This is a genomic window from Vibrio sp. 1580 (assembly GCF_033340055.1).
The window spans coordinates 328,994-345,904 of sequence record NZ_JAWOVT010000006.1 but is presented as its reverse complement, the minus strand read 5'-3'; the positions used below and the strand labels follow the sequence as shown (position 1 = coordinate 345,904).

General features: G+C 45.1%; 11 protein-coding genes and 5 tRNA genes. 9 read left to right on the top strand and 7 right to left on the bottom strand.

The window, feature by feature from the left end; genetic code table 11:
* Positions 1-162 precede the first annotated feature (162 nt).
* Positions 163-1,053, bottom strand: a complete 891-nt coding sequence (ilvY, locus tag R7093_RS12585; RefSeq protein ID WP_005379097.1) for an HTH-type transcriptional activator IlvY — start codon at positions 1,051-1,053, stop codon at positions 163-165.
* A 143-nt stretch (positions 1,054-1,196) separates the two neighbouring features.
* Here ilvY and ilvC point away from each other — a divergent pair, with 143 nt between their 5' ends.
* Positions 1,197-2,681 carry a ketol-acid reductoisomerase gene (gene ilvC, locus R7093_RS12580; protein ID WP_047103684.1) on the top strand — a complete coding sequence of 495 codons (1,485 nt, stop codon included), beginning with the start codon at positions 1,197-1,199 and terminating at the stop codon, positions 2,679-2,681.
* A gap of 278 nt (positions 2,682-2,959) precedes the next feature.
* Here ilvC and ubiK read toward each other — a convergent pair whose 3' ends face one another.
* From ubiK to R7093_RS12560, 4 genes are all read right to left on the bottom strand, one after another.
* On the bottom strand, positions 2,960-3,211 hold the full coding sequence (gene ubiK / locus R7093_RS12575) for a ubiquinone biosynthesis accessory factor UbiK (protein ID WP_005379099.1): 252 nt from the start codon (positions 3,209-3,211) through the stop codon (positions 2,960-2,962).
* Positions 3,212-3,342: 131 nt separating this feature from the next.
* Positions 3,343-6,465 carry a multidrug efflux RND transporter permease subunit VmeD gene (gene vmeD / locus R7093_RS12570; RefSeq protein WP_005384257.1) on the bottom strand — a complete coding sequence of 1,041 codons (3,123 nt, stop codon included), beginning with the start codon at positions 6,463-6,465 and terminating at the stop codon, positions 3,343-3,345.
* 12 nt (positions 6,466-6,477) lie between these two features.
* Positions 6,478-7,584, bottom strand: a complete 1,107-nt coding sequence (vmeC, locus tag R7093_RS12565; protein WP_005379101.1) for a multidrug efflux RND transporter periplasmic adaptor subunit VmeC — start codon at positions 7,582-7,584, stop codon at positions 6,478-6,480.
* 18 nt (positions 7,585-7,602) lie between these two features.
* The gene (locus R7093_RS12560) at positions 7,603-8,184 is read right to left on the bottom strand and encodes a TetR/AcrR family transcriptional regulator (protein ID WP_005384254.1); all 582 of its coding nucleotides are present in this window, start codon (positions 8,182-8,184) and stop codon (positions 7,603-7,605) included.
* 170 nt (positions 8,185-8,354) lie between these two features.
* On the opposite strand from R7093_RS12560, the gene rep reads away from it, so the two are divergent.
* Positions 8,355-10,370 (top strand): DNA helicase Rep, encoded by a 2,016-nt coding sequence (gene rep / locus R7093_RS12555; protein ID WP_005379104.1) that lies wholly within the window; start codon positions 8,355-8,357, stop codon positions 10,368-10,370.
* A 73-nt stretch (positions 10,371-10,443) separates the two neighbouring features.
* On the opposite strand, the gene R7093_RS12550 is transcribed toward rep, so the two are convergent.
* The gene (locus R7093_RS12550; RefSeq protein ID WP_005384252.1) at positions 10,444-10,857 is read right to left on the bottom strand and encodes a c-type cytochrome; all 414 of its coding nucleotides are present in this window, start codon (positions 10,855-10,857) and stop codon (positions 10,444-10,446) included.
* A 335-nt stretch (positions 10,858-11,192) separates the two neighbouring features.
* On the opposite strand from R7093_RS12550, the gene R7093_RS12545 reads away from it, so the two are divergent.
* From R7093_RS12545 to R7093_RS12525, 5 genes are all read left to right on the top strand, one after another.
* A tRNA-Arg gene (locus tag R7093_RS12545) sits at positions 11,193-11,269 on the top strand.
* 33 nt (positions 11,270-11,302) lie between these two features.
* Positions 11,303-11,378 (top strand) — tRNA-His (locus tag R7093_RS12540).
* A 69-nt stretch (positions 11,379-11,447) separates the two neighbouring features.
* Positions 11,448-11,524 (top strand) — tRNA-Pro (locus tag R7093_RS12535).
* A 48-nt stretch (positions 11,525-11,572) separates the two neighbouring features.
* Positions 11,573-11,648: transfer RNA gene (locus tag R7093_RS12530), tRNA-His, on the top strand.
* A gap of 64 nt (positions 11,649-11,712) precedes the next feature.
* Positions 11,713-11,789, top strand: a tRNA-Pro gene (locus tag R7093_RS12525).
* A gap of 338 nt (positions 11,790-12,127) precedes the next feature.
* Here the strand turns inward: R7093_RS12525 and R7093_RS12520 are convergent.
* Complete coding sequence (locus R7093_RS12520) at positions 12,128-12,853, bottom strand: HAD family hydrolase (RefSeq protein ID WP_005379107.1); 726 nt, start codon at positions 12,851-12,853, stop codon at positions 12,128-12,130.
* Positions 12,854-13,514: 661 nt separating this feature from the next.
* On the opposite strand from R7093_RS12520, the gene R7093_RS12515 reads away from it, so the two are divergent.
* Both R7093_RS12515 and R7093_RS12510 read left to right on the top strand, forming a co-directional pair.
* Complete coding sequence (locus R7093_RS12515) at positions 13,515-15,230, top strand: dipeptide ABC transporter ATP-binding protein (RefSeq protein WP_005379108.1); 1,716 nt, start codon at positions 13,515-13,517, stop codon at positions 15,228-15,230.
* A gap of 92 nt (positions 15,231-15,322) precedes the next feature.
* Positions 15,323-16,876: an ABC transporter substrate-binding protein gene (locus R7093_RS12510; RefSeq protein WP_005379109.1), complete on the top strand. Its 1,554-nt coding sequence runs from the start codon at positions 15,323-15,325 to the stop codon at positions 16,874-16,876.
* Positions 16,877-16,911 lie beyond the last annotated feature (35 nt).

Genomic DNA, 16,911 nt, shown 5'->3' with positions numbered 1-16,911 from the left:
TCAGAAGTGAAACGAAATAGCGCCGATGGTAGTGTGGGGCTTCCCCATGTGAGAGTAGGACATCGCCAGGCTTTAAATTTAAGAAGCCCGCTCGAAAGAGCGGGCTTTTTTGCATCTATAGAGTTTTAAAATTAGCTCACTTTATACCTAAAAAGTGTTCATCTAAGGTGCGATATACTTGCTCTCTGCAACCTTCCAAAAGGCTTTAACAAGCGGATTCTCCAGCTGAGTTTTGTTGCAGCAAACACCAAGTTTAAAAGGTTTAATTGGTAAGACTTTTAAACGATTTATCTTTTCTCTTACCGGACTGTTGTTAATTACAACATCAGGTGCTATACCTACTCCACACCCCAATGCAACCATACTTACGATGGCTTCATGTCCGGAGGTTTGTGCGTAGATCTTTGGCTTTATTTTCATTTGTTTGAGCCAAGTATTGGCCCTGTCCCTTGCCGTTCCTGCTTCTGGGAGTATGAATGGAATGACCGACCAGTCTGGTTTTTCTTTTTGTAGCTCTTCAGCAAACGCACTAACCCCAACAGGTACGATGACAGAAAGTGGGATTTCACTGATCGTTTCAAATGCGATTTTATTTGGCATCTGTTCTGACTTGGCTGATATGGCAATATCGGCTTCATCTGCTAGTATTTTGTCGATCGCTTGAGCTGGATCGCCGGTTGATAGTTTGAACTCAATGAAAGGGTTCTGAATACGAAAGTCAGAGATTAGCTCCGGAAGATGGCTGTAGCTTGCAGTAACAGAACAAAAGAGACGGATTTCTCCTTTCAATTCATCCTCGGTTCCCTTCAGGTGACTCTGATACTGCTGCCATTCGCCAAGAATCTTTAAGGCGACTGGGACTAGCTTTTTACCTTGGATAGTTAAATCAACGCTACGGTTGTCGCGTAAAAACAATTGTTGGCTGGTTTCCTCCTCTAATTTTTGTATCTGTCGGCTTAAGGCTGAAGGGCTAATATGCATTGCCGCTGCGGTCTTGGCGAAACTTTTACTCTCACAGAGATGAATGAAAAGTTGCAGGCTTTTGATATTCATTAAATTTTCATTTCCATGTTGCATAAATTGCAATAACTAATTGTGAATATATCACTTTAAGCAATCTCATGTCTGTTTTAGTATGAAGTTATTCGGTAAGGCAATTACTGACCTCAATGGAAGAATCTCAAAGGAGCACCCAGATGGCTAATTATTTCAATACCCTAAACTTGCGCGAGCAGTTGGACCAATTAGGTCGTTGTCGTTTTATGGACCGCAGTGAGTTCGCTTCAGAAGCGGATTATCTGAAAGGTAAGAAAGTAGTCATTGTAGGTTGTGGTGCTCAAGGTCTTAACCAAGGTCTGAACATGCGCGACTCTGGTCTAGACGTTGCTTATGCGCTTCGCCAAGCCGCGATTGATGAGCAACGCCAGTCATTCAAAAACGCAAAAGACAACGGTTTTGAGGTAGGTAGCTACGAAACGCTAATTCCACAAGCTGATCTAGTAGTAAACCTTACTCCAGATAAGCAGCACACAAACGTTGTTGAGACGGTAATGCCGTTAATGAAAGAAGGCGCAGCACTAGGTTACTCTCACGGTTTCAACGTTGTTGAAGAAGGCATGCAAATCCGTAAAGACCTAACGGTAGTAATGGTTGCACCTAAATGTCCAGGTACGGAAGTTCGTGAAGAATACAAGCGCGGTTTCGGTGTACCGACTCTTATCGCTGTTCACCCAGAGAACGACCCAAAAGGTGAAGGTTGGGATATCGCGAAAGCTTGGGCTGCAGCAACCGGTGGTCACCGTGCAGGCTGTCTAGAGTCTTCTTTTGTTGCTGAGGTGAAATCTGACCTAATGGGTGAGCAAACTATCCTTTGTGGCATGCTACAGGCTGGCTCTATCGTATGTTACGAGAAGATGATTGCTGATGGTATCGATCCTGGCTACGCTGGTAAGCTTCTTCAATACGGTTGGGAAACCATCACTGAAGCACTGAAGTTTGGTGGTATCACTCACATGATGGATCGCCTAACTAACCCTGCAAAAGTGAAAGCATTTGAGCTTTCTGAAGAGCTAAAAGAACTGATGCGTCCGCTATACAACAAGCACATGGATGACATTATCACCGGTCACTTCTCTAGCACTATGATGGCTGACTGGGCAAACGACGATGCAAATCTACTAGGCTGGCGTGCAGAAACAGGTGAAACTGCTTTCGAAAACTACCCAGAAACTGACGTAGAAATCTCTGAGCAAGAGTACTTCGATAACGGTATCTTGATGGTTGCTATGGTTCGTGCGGGTGTTGAGCTAGCATTCGAAGCGATGACGGCATCTGGCATCATCGATGAGTCTGCTTACTACGAGTCTCTACACGAGCTGCCACTTATCGCAAACACTATCGCACGTAAGCGTTTATACGAGATGAACGTGGTTATCTCAGACACTGCGGAATACGGTAACTACCTGTTCGCTAACGTAGCAACGCCGCTTCTACGTGAGAAGTTTATGCCAGCCGTAAATACTGACGTAATTGGTAAAGGTTTAGGTGAAACGTCTAACCAAGTGGATAACGCGATTCTCATCGCTGTGAATGAAACAATCCGTAACCACCCTGTAGAGTACATCGGTGAAGAGCTACGTGGTTACATGACTGATATGAAGCGTATCGCGGTGGGCGGCTAAATGACTGGCCTTAAGGTTCCATTTTGGTGTCGAAGGTGCTCGTTTACTATCGTAAAGTCCGCGCCTTCTCCTAGAAATGAAACCTTAATACAGCGTAATTTACTTAGTCTCAAGTAACGCAGTAGATAAACTCCAGGCAGACTGGAGTGATAAATACAAAATAAAACACAACATCTAATCAAAAGGCTTGGTCGCCGTTGACCAAGCCTTTTTGTTTTTAGCCGATTTATCTGCGCGCCGATAAGAAAAACGCTCCTTTGTGAGGAGCGCTTTGATACTTATTTTTCAGCAAGCTTTTCTTCAAGTTGCGCCAACTTCTGTTCCATTTCTGTTAGCTTTTGACGTGTACGTAGTAAAACTTGAGTTTGAACATCAAACTCTTCGCGACTTACAACATCTAGCTTGTTTAGCTGGCCTTGGATTACTTGACGAACTTTCTGATCGACATCAGAGCCCAACTCTTTTACAGGTTGAGGCATTGAGTCGTGAATCTGTTTAGCAATTTGCTCTAATTTCTTTGGGTCAAACATAGTGGCTAAAACTCCTTTTGATTTGTCCTCATTTTAAGTAAATGATACGTGAAAGTCGCCACTTAGATGGCAAAAAAGAGAGCGGCAATAAAAAAGGCCACCGAAGTGACCTTTTTGAATGCCTTAATAGCTTATCTGTTATCCGCTAATTCACGATGAGCTGCTTTCGCTTCGTCAACTCGCGCTAACTTCTCCAAGTCTTTGTCTTCAACAAATACTGGCAGAGGTTTGTGTTTTTCAGCTAGGTAGCTGTAAATCACAGGTAGTACAAATAGTGTGAACAGTGTACCGATTGCAAGGCCAGCAACGATGACGATACCGATACTGAAACGTTGCGCGGCACCTGCACCTGTTGCGTACATCAGCGGGATAAGACCTGCGATCATCGCAGCAGTGGTCATTAGGATAGGGCGAAGACGCACTTTCGCAGCTTCCATCACCGCATCAATACGAGACCGTTTATTATGTAACTGCTCTTCTTTGGCTACTTCACAGATCAAGATACCGTGCTTGGTTATTAGGCCGACCAGCGTGATCAAACCAACCTGCGAGTAGATGTTCATCGAGGCTGTACCCCAGGCCAATGCGATCAAGGCACCACAGATTGCCAGAGGTACAGATACCATGATGACAATAGGGTCGCGGAGTGATTCAAATTGAATCGCCAGAACGAGGAAGATGATCGCAAGTGCAAGACCGAAGGTTGCATACAAGGCACTACCTTCCGTTACAAACTGACGAGATTCACCCATGTAATCGTGGTTATAGCCTGCAGGCAGCTTGGTTTGTGCAATATTCTCAAACCAGTCGATTGCGTCACCCATAGCAACACTAGGCGATGGTACTGCACCCACAGTCGCTGAGTTTAGCTGGTTGAAGTGTGGCAAAGAGCGAGGCTCAGCCACCACATCAATGGTAATCAGACTGCCTAATGGAACCGCTTTACCATCCACAGAGCGTACATAGTAGTTCTTCATCGATTCTGGGTTTAGACGCCATTTACGCTCAACTTGAGGGATCACCTCATACGAGCGGCCATTCAGGTCGATTCGGTTTACATAACCATCTGCCATCATCGTGCTGAGGGTGATGCCAATGTCTTGCATAGTCACACCGTAGGCACCCGCTTTGTCTTTATCGATCTTGATCTTCATCGTTGCTGAATCGTAGTTCAAATCCAGGTCGGAATAGACAAACATTGGGCTACTTGCAACATCGGTTAGAATATCGCTAGCGATAGTAAACAAGCTCTCGAAGCTATTTGGTGTTGTAATTACAAACTGAACAGGTAGACCTGAGCCTGCACCTGGAAGCTCTGGCATTTGGAATGCAGTGACAGACATACCAGGTACACTTGATACTAGGCCACCCACACGTTTCGTGATTTCAGATTGGCTTGCCTCTCGTTCACTCCAAGGCTTCAATGTTGCTAGGCCAAACGCTTGGTTTGAGTTTGGTACACCATTAAAGACCTGTGCGTATTCCACTTCCGGTTGATCTGAGAGTATTTGGTTTACGTCATCCATGGTATTTTGGATATAGTCCAAGTTCGCGTTTGATGGGGCGGTACCCATCAGCATGACCACACCTTTATCTTCAGATGGTGCTAGTTCGCTAGGAATAAACTTGAACAAGACCGGTAAGCTTGCAAATACAATGATTGCAAACGCAATAACAACCGGACGATGAGCCATTACCGCTTTCAACATGCCTTCGTAACGAGTGGTCATGCCATCAAGGATATGGTGAACTTTTTGCTCAAACTTGCTTGGCTTCTCGTTCGCTTTCAGCATCTTCGAACACATCATTGGTGATAGTGTCAAAGCGATGATGCCGGATACGAATACTGAACCTGCCAGTGTCAAAGCGAACTCTTTGAACAATGAACCGGTGATACCACCCATCAATGCGATTGGCGCGTACACTGCACCTAGCGTCAATGTCATCGCGATAACTGGAACCGCAATTTCACGCGTACCAATGATTGCAGCTCGGAATGGCGATTCCCCTTCTTTGATGTGACGGTCAACGTTTTCTAGTACAACGATCGCGTCATCCACCACTAGACCGATGGCAAGCACCATCGCCAGTAGCGTCATCAAGTTCCAAGAGAAACCCATTGCCTGCATCACCATTGCCACACCAATCAATGAAAGTGGGATGGTCACGATAGGAATGATTACCGCGCGGAATGAACCTAGGAACAGTGTGATAACCACAAGTACGATTACTGCTGCTTCAAGAATCGTTTTCACTACTTCATGAATCGATTCGTTGATGGCGATAGTTGAGTCGTACATTACGTTCATTTTGATGTTACTTGGTAGGTTGCGCTCGAGCTGAGGCAACAGTTCAAGTACGTCTGCTGCAATGTTGATTGGGTTAGCACTTGGCGCTGCGTTGATCGCTGCAACCACAGCTTCTTGACCGTTTGCACTTGCGCGATAAACGTCGTGACTCTTCTCTAGCGTTACTTTAGCGATATCACCTAGGCGGATGACATCCCCTTCACCAGTTTTCACGACCAATGCTTCAAGTTCAGCAACGTTTGATACCTGAGTATCTGCGCTACCGTTATAAAGCACGAACTCACCCGTCGCTTGACCGGTTGCAGATTGGTAGTTGTTGGCGTTAAGAACGCTCATCACATCGGTTGCGGTCAACTTCAAAGCGCCCATTTTGGCAGGATCTAGCCATACGCGCAGTGCGTACTTCATACCACCATACAGGTCAACTTTGGACACACCGTTTACGGTGAACAACTGCGGGTTGATTACACGCTCAAGGTAGTCAGTGATCTGGCTTGAAGATAACTCGTCACTCGTAAAGCCGATGTACAGTACCGCCGTTGTCGAACCTGTCGACATGGTTACGGTTGGGTCTTCGGCTTCTTTTGGTAGCTGTGAACGTACCGAGTTGGTTTTCGCCAGAATGTCAGACAACGCCGCATTTGGATCAGTATTCAACTTCATGTTGACAGTAATGGTCGATTTACCCAGTACCGATTGCGAAGTCATGTAATCAATATTATCGGCTTGCGCTACCGCTTGCTCCAATGGCTGAGTAATAAAGCCTTGGATCAAGTTGGCACTTGCACCGTAGTAACTGGTGGTCACGGTGACCACCGTATTCGTCATTTCAGGGTATTCACGAACCTGCATTTTGAACACCGCTTGCAAACCAAGCAATGCAATCAAAAAGCTGATCGATACCGCTAAAACTGGACGTTTTATAAAAACATCTGTAAAGCGCATGATGCCTCCAACTTAAAGCATTGGTGTTTCAGCAGGTGGGGTAGTTGCATCGCTTTCGACAATGCTTACTTTCGCATGGTTACTCAAACGGACTTGACCCGATGTCACCACTACATCACCTGGCTTCACGCCTTCTAGAATGTGTGCGATATCTTTAGAGCGTTCGCCAACTTTTACCACATGCTGCTTAACGCGTTTTTCGCCATCTTCTTCTGTTACGATGTAAACATTGTCGCCATACAGCGTAAATGTGATCGCGGTTTGAGGTAGCGTGACCTGATTTTCTAATTTAGGCAGAATGATGTTTGCACGCGCGAACATACCACTACGTAGTTTGCCGTCACTGTTAGGGATATCCGCTTGAACCTGAATCAAGCCACTTTGTACGTTTACAGCTGGTTCAATCGCAGAAATAGACCCTTTGAAAGGTTGGTCTGGATAAGCGTCAACAAAGATATCCACTTCTTGATCGATATTGATACGTGAAATATCGGTTTGTGGCACGGTGAAGCGCAAGCGCATCACGCTGGTATCTTCAAGGCGAACAATATCGGTGCCCGCCTGTAGGTACTGACCGAGGTACACGTTACGAATACCTACCACACCATCAAATGGCGCTTTGATTTCGCGTCGGTCGATGGTTGCTTTCAGGCTTTCAATATCCGCTTTTAAGGAGAAGTAGTTTGCTTCTGCTTCGTCATACGCTTCTTTAGAAATAGAGCCTTTTTTGAATAGGCCTTGGTAGCGTTTGTATTTCGCTTCTGCCGCTGGCAACTTAGCTTGCGAGCTCTTCAAATTTGCTTTTTCGACTTCAGAATCAAGCAACACTAATGGCTGACCCGATTTAACTTGAGTACCGGAATCAAACGCGATTTTATCGATAACACCGCTCGTTTCGTTCGCTACCGTCACGCCTTGGTTTGGCTCGATAAAACCAATTGCCTCGATGACTGGTACCCAATCCACCGCTTGCACTTCTGTCACGGTTACTGGGAACTCAGGTTCAGGACGGTTTGCCATGTATTCAGCGATCTTTTGTTGCTTAAATAAATTGAAACCTATCACGCTGCCGAACAAGAGAACGGCGATAAGTAACATAAAGAAAGTCCACTTTTTCATTCTATTAAGAACTCCAAGTTAGTGTTTAATAATTGCATCCCAACTGGCTTCAATAGCGGCCTCTAATGCCGTCTTATCCAGTTGATAAAATCCCAAAGCGTGTTTCCGAGCAAGTGCAACACTTGCCTCAAAACTTAATCCAGAAAGTACTTCGTTATCGAGAAGCTTGAATACTCCCTCATCTTTACCCTGATTAAAAAGAAGATCTACTTGGGCAAACATTTGTCTCTCAAGTTCCCGAGCTTTGCTACTATTTGAACAGGGTAAAGACTCATATTGGACTCGGTTGCTGATCGCACTTAAGTTCGAGCTCGCTAAATTCCAAATATTGAGCCACATGGTTCGATAACGCTGTTTTAAAGGCATCTCTTCACTAACACCTAGTTGCACCGCAGTAGCAACACGCTTAGCAACGTTAAGGCGTAGTTCCTCTAAAAGATGTTCTTTATCTGAGAAATAACGGTAAATCGTCCCTGCTGCGACACCTGCCTCATTGGCGAGCTTTTGCATGGAAAGCCCTTGAAAACCAGATTCAGCAATGAGTTGTTCAGCAGCGACTAAGATTTGTTCTCGTTTATCTACAGCAGGGTTATCCTTCATAATGTCACCCTTTAGTGAATGAACGTTCATTCATTATAGCTTAAATACCCGCCATTTATGCAACAGAATATTGCACTTAATTGGTGTGAAAATTACAAGAAATCAGCATAGCTTTCACGAGGCCACCCCTTTATCATAGGCGCCACATTCATCACCCGCAGAGAATTTCTATGAAGCTGAACCCTAGTCAAGATGAAGCCGTGAAATACGTGTCTGGTCCATGCCTAGTGCTAGCTGGTGCTGGCTCGGGCAAAACTCGTGTTATTACCAATAAAATCGCTTATCTGGTTCAGCAATGTGGTTACAAAGCGCGTAACATTGCGGCGGTGACGTTTACCAACAAAGCAGCACGTGAAATGAAGGAGCGTGTAGGTCAAACGTTAGGGAAAGGTGAGTCTAAAGGTTTGATGGTATCAACATTCCACACTTTAGGATTGAACATCATCAAGCGTGAGTACAAGCATTTAGGGTTGAAAGCGGGCTTCTCACTGTTTGATGACCAAGACCAGCTAGCGCTACTCAAAGAACTTACCGAAAAGCAGCTTGATGGTGATAAAGATCTGCTACGTCAGCTTCTGAGTTGTATTTCCAACTGGAAAAACGACATGTTGACGCCAGAGCAAGCCAAAGCGCGTGCGCAAGGTGAACAGCAACAATTGTTTGCGTTCTGTTTTGATATGTACCAAAAGCAAATGAAAGCCTATAACGCGCTTGATTTTGATGACCTAATTTTGATGCCCGTTTTACTCTTACGTAATCATGAAGATGTTCGTCAGCGTTGGCAGAATCGTATCCGTTACCTACTGGTTGACGAGTATCAAGATACCAACACGAGTCAGTATGAGCTGGTCAAATTAATTGTCGGAGAACGTGGGCGATTGACTGTTGTAGGGGATGACGATCAGTCTATTTATTCATGGCGTGGTGCGAAACCTCAGAACCTCGTGTTGCTGGGTGAAGATTATCCGAATTTGCGTTTGATTAAGCTAGAGCAAAACTACCGTTCAACGAGTCGAATCCTGCGTGCGGCCAACATTTTGATAGCTAACAACCCTCACGTCTATGAGAAGTCCTTGTTCTCTGAAATTCCTGACGGTGAAAAACTCAAAGTGTTGTTGGCTAAAAATGAAGAGCATGAAGCAGAGCGCGTAACGGGTGAACTAATTGCGCATAAGTTCCTAAACCGTACCGAATATAAAGATTATGCGATTCTATATCGTGGTAACCACCAATCACGTTTGATTGAAAAGTCTCTGATGCAAAACCGCGTACCGTATAAAATTTCTGGCGGCACCTCGTTTTTTGCGCGCGCAGAGATTAAAGACATCATGGCGTATTTGCGCGTTTTGGTTAATCCGGATGACGACAATGCATTTTTGCGCATTGTGAATACTCCACGACGTGAAATTGGCCCAGTAACGTTAGAGAAGTTAGGCAGTTATGCCAATATGCGAGGGAAGAGCCTGTTTGAATCGAGCTTTGAAATGGGGCTCGAACAGCACCTAACGGGACGTGGTCTAGAAAACTTGCGTCGTTTCACCCAATGGCTAGTGGCGATTGCTGATCAAGCTGAGCGTGGTGATACCGTCGAAGCGGTTCGTTCGCTAGTTCGTGATATCCATTATGAAGATTGGCTATACGAAACTTCAGCAAGTCCAAAAGCCGCTGAAATGCGAATGAAGAACGTTTCTGACCTTTATTCATGGATAGTGGCGGACCTAGAGGGTGACAACTACGATCAAGAAGAGAAAACGTTAAAAGAAGTCGTTCAACGTTTGACCTTGCGTGACATGATGGAGCGCGGTGAAGAAGATGAAGACAGTGATGCAGTACAACTGATGACCTTGCACGCCTCAAAAGGCCTTGAGTTCCCATATGTATACTTAATTGGGTCCGAAGAAGGTATTTTACCGCACCAAACCAGTATTGATGAAGATAACGTGGAAGAAGAACGTCGCCTGATGTACGTTGGTATTACTCGCGCGCAACGTGAACTGACTTTCACTATGTGCAAAGAGCGTCGACAGTTCGGCGAGTTGATCAAGCCGACTCAAAGCCGCTTTTTGGATGAGTTACCATTTGATGACGTTGAATGGGAAGTAAACAAAAAGCCAGTATCAGCGGAAGAACGTATGGCGAAAGGTCAAGCACACATTGCCAATATTCGAGCAATGTTTAAGAAGTAAAGTAACCTTGTTCTCACTGATTAAAAACAAAAAGGCTTGCCAACTGGCAAGCCTTTTTCGTTGATGTCTTTACTTATAGACCTTCAATCATGTGGTCAATTGCTGCGATGATTTCATCGTCAGAACAGTCCATACAGGTTCCTTTGGCTGGCATCGCATTGAAGCCTTCTAATGCGTGCTTCACTAACGTATCTTTGCCTTGTGCAATACGCGGTGCCCAATCATCGGCATTACCTGTTTTAGGTGCGCCGTTTACACCAGATGCGTGACAAGCAATACAAAAAGTACCATAAACTGTGGCGCCATCACGTGGACCGGTTGGTTCTTCTTTCACTGGCTCAGAACCTGCTAGATAAACATCACCGACAGGTTGGATGCGTTCTGCGATCGCATCGTATTCAGTTTGGCTGATGTCAGAAGCTAAAGCTGCCGTAGAAAACGTTAAGGCAGCGAACAAAACGCTAATCATTTGTCGAGACATATCCATTAAACCCACTTCACATTCCCGAGGTAAGTGACTTACCTATTTATATAGTTAGAGTATTAATGCCGAGCAGAGAAATCATTAAATTCCACTGAATGGCATAGAATGATTAGACAACTTGGTTGCAGCTGTTAAATCAATGTAAATAATGGGTGATTATATCCCGATAACTTGTTGCAATAAACAACAAGTTATCCATGACAGGGCGTGAATCACATCAAAAATCCACTTTAACGGAAGATAACTGTCGAAAAAGAGACCAAACGATAAAAAAAGTAAAAAAAGTACTAGACGGCATAGTGTGATATCCGTATTATTCCACTCCGCCGATAGGGCATGCGCCCGTAGCTCAGTTGGATAGAGCGTTGGCCTCCGGAGCCAAAGGTCGAAGGTTCGAATCCTTTCGGGCGTACCATTGCCTCGGAGGATACATCGGTAAAAATCAGTGGTGGCTATAGCTCAGTTGGTAGAGCCCCGGATTGTGATTCCGGTTGTCGCGAGTTCAAGTCTCGTTAGCCACCCCATTCTTTCTTTTTTAGATTGAATGCGGTAGCATTGCTCCCAATCTTGATTCAATCAAGATAAAACATCGTCGGTGAATAGCGCAGCTTGGTAGCGCATCTGGTTTGGGACCAGAGGGTCGGGGGTTCGAATCCCTCTTCACCGACCACTATTTAGTTTATGGCTCTAATAGAGCGGTAAACAGCAAAAATTGATGGTGGCTATAGCTCAGTTGGTAGAGCCCTGGATTGTGATTCCGGTGGTCGCGAGTTCGAATCTCGTTAGCCACCCCATTAATTAAGGTGACTTCTTAGTTGAAGTGTCCTGTCTGATTTGAGAAAATCAGCAAATACAGTTCGGTGAATAGCGCAGCTTGGTAGCGCATCTGGTTTGGGACCAGAGGGTCGGGGGTTCGAATCCCTCTTCACCGACCACTATTAGAAAGCCTGCTTTTTAGCAGGCTTTCGTCGTTTTAGAGTTTATGATCTCGCTTGGACTGTATTAGTCGGTAATGTATCAATGGATTTGAACCCAAGTGGGGTTCGCCTGAAGTTAGAATTCGGCTCTTCACCGACCGCTATTTAGAGCCTCAGTCGAAAGACTGGGGCTTTTTTGCATCTCTCCTGAAAAGAATCGGCATTCCATTTCAATTTTCCCCAAAAGTGTACAGCTTTAGGGGCTTTTAACCACCTATGATCCAAATGCTTTTCGAGCTGACAAAATAAACCCCAGAGCAGTGTCTGGGGTTTTGTAGTTTTCTAATCCGCTGATTTTATTGGGCGAGTGTTTTAAGGATTTCTTTCAGTTCTACCGTTTCTTGGATTTCAAAACTTGGCGTTATATCCGTTGAGTTGCTTGCGCCTGTCGCATTCACCCACACACTCAAAATGCCCATATTGTTAGCGCCAGCAATGTCAGCAGGTAAAGAGTCGCCCACGTGTAGAGCCTCTTCTGGTTTTACTTCGACCAAGTCGAGCGCTTTTTGGAAAATACTTGTAGCAGGTTTCTCTTCTGGCTCTTCTCCTCCCACAATAATATGGTCCACCCAGTTGCTCATTTGTGTCGCGTTTAATTTAGGGTGTTGAGAAAAAATCGGACCGTTAGTGATCACGACGAGTTTGTAATGTTGACGAAGGTCGCTGAGCATTTCTTTTACACCAGGGAAGAAGGTGAACGCGCCCATACGTGCAGAGTCAAAGTAGTCTTGAGCTTGTTGAGCCTCTTTTGCAGTGATGCTGACGCCTTGCTCCGCCAAGATGTTTTGGATCAGGCCACAACGGAAGGCATTTTCATCGGGTAGCAGAGCCACAAGGTGAGGGAACTCAGCATTCAGCTTTTTGTATACACCCTGTAAGTAGCGCTGCAAAAACGCTTTTGGCTCGGTAACTTGTGGGTAGGTCTTATGAATCCAAGTTGTAAACGCTTGTCCTGCAACTTTATCGGCTTGTGACGTTGCACATAAAGTCTCGTCCATATCAAAAAAAATCGCTTTAAGCACAGGGGCTCCTTTTATTTACGGCTTGGCTTTGACACTGTTCATCTATTATCCCACTCTCAATTGTGTCGTAAAGGGTTAAAACCGGCGAGTTTTCTTATGACGTACGAATGAGGATAGCGGTACTTTCCTTTGCTTAGTCAATAAACCGCTTAAGTGGCGCATAATCTGCGTTGGAGCAGGATTTGTGTGGTTTTGCTGTTTTGTTCACGTTTTGACCTATCCTTTCTCTTCCTAAGTTTGGCTTTTTGTATTTGCCGACTATTTTATTAATAGTTTTTTATGTTGAAAAAACACTTTTTGCATATGATATTGTTTGTTAAATGTTAATAAATGCACATGAATAATATGGTTAATGATCTTGTTTAGCTCATGTTTACTTTTAGAGCATTTTTCTAGTTTTATTGGTGCATGACGCACAAAAATAGTGTGATATGAAAATGGTTAAATACTTGTTAATGCATTTTTATTCGCTAATTGTGCGTTTATTTAATGTTTTTTCGGCGGAATATACTTTAATTGTTGCTTTTTTGTGTGATTTTTGCCAAATTATTTCCGCATTAAGATTTCAGAGTATTATTCTGAATTTGAACGGATTCATTCAGTTGATGAATGGTGCCTTTGGCGCGATTCGATACCACAGACAAGGCAGTAGAGGTCTGAAATGTCACTATTAGAAGTGAAAAACCTTCGTATTGAATACCCATCCCGACACGGCGTTCACGCTGCCGTGAAGTCACTTTCTTTTCATATTGAACGTGGTGAAATCGTGGGTGTTGTTGGCGAATCAGGTGCGGGTAAATCCACCGTTGGTAACGCCGTTATTGATTTGCTTAGCCCTCCAGGTCGCGTTGCTAGCGGTGATGTATTCTTGGATGGAGAAAAAATTTCTGGTTTATCACCAGAAGCGATGCGTAAGGTTCGCGGATCGAAAATTGGTTTTATTTTCCAAGATCCAATGACCTCACTTAACCCACTTTTTACGGTTGAGCAGCAGCTGAAAGAGACGATCCACGCCAACATGAAAGTCTCTGATGAAGAGGCGTATCAGCGTGCACTTTCTCTGATGCAGCAAGTTGGCATCCCGCAGCCAGAAAACCGCTTGAAACAATACCCACACCAATTCTCTGGTGGTATGCGTCAGCGTGTCGTCATTGCGATTGCTTTGGCTGGTGAGCCAGATCTGATCATTGCGGACGAACCAACTACGGCGTTAGACGTTTCTATCCAAGACCAAATCCTCAACTTGATCCGCGAGCTGTGTATCAAGAACAATGTCGGCTGTATGTTGGTTACTCACGATATGGGTGTCGTCTCCAATGTCACCGATCGCGTGGCGGTAATGTATCGTGGTGACTTAGTGGAGTTTGGACCAACAGCCAAAGTATTGGGCGATCCTGATCACTCTTATACTCGCAGTCTAATTTCAGCGGTACCACGTTCAGACAGAAAGCTAGATCGTTTCCCGTTAGTAAGCTATATAGAAGAAGCGGCGGAAATGGAGCCACTCGATATCAAGAACCACTGGTTAGGACAAAGCCAAGATGAGCGTGAGTACACTGGCCCGCTTTTGGACGTGAAGAACGTCAATCTTCGCTTTGTGACCAAAGACTCTTTGTTCGAGAGCCGCCGAGAATACGTGCAAGCATCTAATAATGTGAGCTTTGAAGTGCACGAAGGCGAAACCTTTGGTTTGGTGGGCGAGTCTGGTTCAGGTAAATCGACCATTGCACGTGTGATTGCTGGTTTATACCAACCTAACTCTGGTCAGGTGAAATTCGAGGGCATTGACCTGACCGCTTTAACCTCTGAGAAAGAGCGCCGCCCGATGCGTCGTCAAATGCAGATGGTGTTCCAAAACCCGTATACTTCAATGAACCCTCGTATGAAGGTATTTGATATTATTGCTGAGCCAATCCGTTTTCATAAATTGACGAAAAACGAGTCGGAAACTCGCCAAATCGTGAATGACCTATTGGATCATGTTGGTTTGGGTCGAATGGCTGGGCTAAAGTATCCTCATGAATTCTCCGGTGGTCAGCGTCAGCGTATTTCTATTGCGCGTGCGTTGGCGACTCGTCCTCGACTTTTGATTTGTGATGAACCGACCTCAGCACTGGACGTATCGGTACAGGCACAAATTCTAAACTTGCTGAAAGATCTGCAAAGTGAGCTGAACTTGACTATGTTGTTTATCAGCCACGATTTACCTGTTATTCGTCAGATGTGTGACCGAGTAGGTGTGATGCAAATGGGTACACTTTTAGAAGTGGCACCAACAGAACAGTTATTCACGGCACCTCAACACGAATACAGCAAAAAATTGATTTCTCTGATGCCGGAGTTTACAGGCTTGCGAGAAGAGATCGAAACGGCATAAACCAAGCAATTCGCTTGGCTAACCTTTAGTCATAACAAAGACGCAAACACAACAACAAGGGATCCGTATCCCCGCATGAAGGAGTTATGCAAATGAAAACCATGAAAAGCAAATTAGCAGTGGCGCTAATGGCTGCGGGCCTAAGCTTTAACGCAATGGCAGCAGATATCAAAGTTGGCTATGCAGCTGACCCAGTATCGCTTGACCCACATGAGCAGCTATCAGGTGGCACACTGCAAATGTCACACATGGTATTTGATCCGTTGGTTCGCTTTACTCAAAAAATGGATTTCGAGCCTCGCCTAGCGGAAAGCTGGGAACGTATTAACGATACGACTGTTCGTTTCAAACTGCGTGAAGGTGTGAAATTCCATTCTGGCAATACTCTAACGGCTGACGACGTCGTGTGGACGTTCCAGCGTTTACAAAGCTCTCCTGACTTTAAAAACATCTTCGACCCGTACGAGAAAATCGTCAAAGTTGACGACAACACGTTCGATCTTGTAACTAAAGGTCCTTACCCACTAGTGCTGCAAACCGCAACGTACATTTTCCCAATGGACAGCAAGTTCTACACTGGCAAAACTGCGGACGGCAAAGATAAGTCTGAGCTAGTGAAGCACGGTAATTCATTCGCATCGACTAACGTTTCTGGCACGGGTCCATTCATTGTGACTTCTCGTGAACAGGGCGTAAAAGTGGAATTTGAACGCTTTAAAGATTACTGGGACAAAGAGTCGAAAGGTAACGTTGATAAGCTAACGCTTGTGCCAATTAAAGAAGACGCAACTCGTGTAGCAGCGCTGCTTTCTGGCGGTGTTGACATGATTCACCCTGTAGCGCCAAACGACCACAAACGCGTTGAAGATGCTGACGGCATCGACCTAGTTACGCTACCTGGTACTCGTATCATCACGTTCCAACTAAACCAAAACAGCAACGAAGCATTGAAAGACGTTCGCGTTCGCCAAGCGATTGTTCACGCAATCAATAACGAAGGTATCGTGAAGAAAATCATGAAAGGTTTCGCAACGGCCGCTGGTCAGCAAAGCCCGGCAGGTTACGTAGGTCACGATGACAAACTGGTTCCTCGCTACGATTTGAAGAAAGCGAAAGAACTGATGAAAGAAGCGGGTTACGAAAACGGCCTGACGCTAACGATGATCGCACCAAACAACCGTTACGTGAACGATGCGAAAGTAGCACAAGCGGCGGCGGCAATGTTGTCTAAGATCGGTATCAAGGTTGATCTGAAGACCATGCCAAAAGCGCAGTACTGGCCTGAGTTCGACAAGTGTGCGGCAGACATGCTGATGATCGGTTGGCACTCAGATACAGAAGACTCAGCGAACTTCAACGAGTTCCTAACGATGACTCGTAACGAAGAAACCGGTCGTGGTCAGTACAACTGTGGTTACTACTCAAACCCAGAAATGGACAAAGTGGTTGAAGCTGCGAACGTAGAGACGGACCCTGCGAAACGTGCAGAAATGCTGAAGGGCGTAGAAGCGACACTATACAACGACGCAGCATTCGTACCGCTACACTGGCAAAGTGAAGCATGGGGCGCGAAGTCTAACGTGAAAGCAGCAGATATCGTTAACCCAATGGTAATGCCTTACTTCGGTGACCTAGTGGTTGAATAATCACGGTTAGTCGACTTTGAGGAGGGATGGATTTC

Excerpts from the sequence above, each read along its gene's own strand:
- ubiK (WP_005379099.1), bottom strand. The coding sequence starts at position 3,211 with ATGTTTGACCCAAAGAAATTAGAGCAAATTGCTAAACAGATTCACGAC.
- ilvY (WP_005379097.1), bottom strand. The coding sequence starts at position 1,053 with ATGAATATCAAAAGCCTGCAACTTTTCATTCATCTCTGTGAGAGTAAA.
- rep (WP_005379104.1), top strand. The coding sequence starts at position 8,355 with ATGAAGCTGAACCCTAGTCAAGATGAAGCCGTGAAATACGTGTCTGGT.
- R7093_RS12550 (WP_005384252.1), bottom strand. The coding sequence starts at position 10,857 with ATGGATATGTCTCGACAAATGATTAGCGTTTTGTTCGCTGCCTTAACG.
- ilvC (WP_047103684.1), top strand. The coding sequence starts at position 1,197 with ATGGCTAATTATTTCAATACCCTAAACTTGCGCGAGCAGTTGGACCAA.
- R7093_RS12560 (WP_005384254.1), bottom strand. The coding sequence starts at position 8,184 with ATGAAGGATAACCCTGCTGTAGATAAACGAGAACAAATCTTAGTCGCT.
- vmeD (WP_005384257.1), bottom strand. The coding sequence starts at position 6,465 with ATGCGCTTTACAGATGTTTTTATAAAACGTCCAGTTTTAGCGGTATCG.
- R7093_RS12515 (WP_005379108.1), top strand. The coding sequence starts at position 13,515 with ATGTCACTATTAGAAGTGAAAAACCTTCGTATTGAATACCCATCCCGA.
- R7093_RS12510 (WP_005379109.1), top strand. The coding sequence starts at position 15,323 with ATGAAAACCATGAAAAGCAAATTAGCAGTGGCGCTAATGGCTGCGGGC.
- vmeC (WP_005379101.1), bottom strand. The coding sequence starts at position 7,584 with ATGAAAAAGTGGACTTTCTTTATGTTACTTATCGCCGTTCTCTTGTTC.